A 1,707-nucleotide genomic window follows, 5' to 3' on the forward strand; every position below is an offset into this window, starting at 1 on the left:
TTAGCAGTTTCGCCGTAAACCCTCGCCCGATGAGGGCGGGGATATAAGGCGTAGGTTTTATAGTCAGTCTGCGACCTTGACTCAGATAAAGGCGCGTGTAATTATACTGTATATAAATACAGCGTCTACTTACTATGTTAAAAGCAACGAAAGTACGCATCTATCCAACGCCCGAACAAGCTGAGTTTTTGATTGCTCAGTTTGGTGCCGTGCGTTTTGCGTATAACAAAGCGTTGTATTTAAAGTCTCACATGTATCGCAAGCATGGTGTCACACTGAGTCCAAAAAAGGATATAAAACCACTGCTTGCTGTTGCTAAAAAATCACGAAAATACCATTGGCTGAAGCAATATGACGCCATTGCTTTGCAACAATCCGTGATCAATCTGCATCGAGCCTTCGATAACTTCTTTAATCCGAAGCTAAAGGCGAGATACCCACAATTCAAACGCAGACATGGCAAGCAGTCGAGCTATCACTGTGTGGGTGTAAAAGTGCTAGATGACGCAATCAAACTCCCGAAAATGAAGCCTGTAAAAGCGAATATCCATCGTGAAATTTCGGGAACAGTTAAAAGCATTACAGTGAGCCTGAGTAAAACTGGCAAATTCTACGCCTCTATCCTTGTGGATGATGGAGTGAAAGCACCTAACCCACTTCAAACGGTGAGTAAGGTAACAGGCATTGACCTGGGGTTATCTCACTTTGCAATTGAGTCAAATGGTAGAAAAAGAGCCAACCCAAGATTTGTAAAGCGTGCTGAAAGGAATCTCAGACGTAAGCAGCGTCAGTTATCCAGAAAAGCAAAAGGCAGTGCTAATCGAGCGAAAGCTCGTTTGCTTGTGGCGAAATGCCATGAAAGGGTCACTAACGCTCGCGCTGATTTTCAACACAAACTCTCTCGAACTCTCGTTGACGAAAACCAAGCGGTGATAGTTGAGACATTGAAATCAGCAAATATGATGAAAAACCGCAAACTGGCAAAACACATAGCGGATGCCGCATGGCACACCTTTGTCAATAAACTGGAGTACAAACTGAAAGAGCAAGGTAAATACCTAGTCAAGCTCGACCAGTGGTACGCCAGCTCAAAGACTTGCCATTGTTGCGGTCATAAAATGGAAGAAATGCCGTTATCGGTTCGCACATGGGATTGCCCCTCTTGCGGAACGACGGATATAGATAGTTATCTACTACAATAATTATTTCTTCTACAAAGTAAATAAGGAATCATTTACAAAGCATATCCATCTATATAGAATCACTATCTAGTACAATTCTACAATGTATGAGATAGCCTAATGAAAGTCCAAAAAGTAAAAATTAGTGGTGGTTCTCAAGATTTCTGGTTGGTGTTGGGTGAAGACTTCATGCCAATTCAAGAGATTGATTCATACTTAAGATATTTACACTCAATAGGTAAATCCCCAAATACAGTTAGATCATACGCTTTTCATTTAAAAGAGTTCTGGTTGTTCTTATCTCAATCTAACATTCAATGGTCTGATGTTGGATTAAAACAGATGTCGCAGTTCATTTCTTTCTTAAAAAAAGGACGATGTGACAATGTTGAATTGTTAAGGCAATCGCAATCAATTCGTACAGAACGAACAATTAATACAATCGTTACTGCCGTTACAGCATTTTATGATTACCACTCAAGAGTTAGTGATGTTGATGCTATCGACAACAAGTCTATTACTAACT

2 protein-coding genes are annotated in these 1,707 nt (G+C 40.6%); both read left to right on the forward strand.

Annotated features, from left to right (window positions below; genetic code table 11):
- The first annotated feature begins 134 nt into the window (after positions 1-134).
- Positions 135-1,202 (forward strand): RNA-guided endonuclease TnpB family protein, encoded by a 1,068-nt coding sequence (locus DEU29_RS13900; protein ID WP_133541007.1) that lies wholly within the window; start codon positions 135-137, stop codon positions 1,200-1,202.
- A gap of 99 nt (positions 1,203-1,301) precedes the next feature.
- A partial coding sequence (locus DEU29_RS13905) for a site-specific integrase (protein WP_166635931.1) occupies positions 1,302-1,707 on the forward strand: 406 nt, incomplete at its 3' end.

The organism is Idiomarina aquatica (assembly GCF_004362895.1).
Taxonomy (GTDB): Bacteria; Pseudomonadota; Gammaproteobacteria; order Enterobacterales; family Alteromonadaceae; genus Idiomarina.

What these genes read in the sequence shown, in the direction of transcription:
- DEU29_RS13900 (WP_133541007.1), top strand. Translation starts at nt 135, where the DNA reads ATGTTAAAAGCAACGAAAGTACGCATCTATCCAACGCCCGAACAAGCT.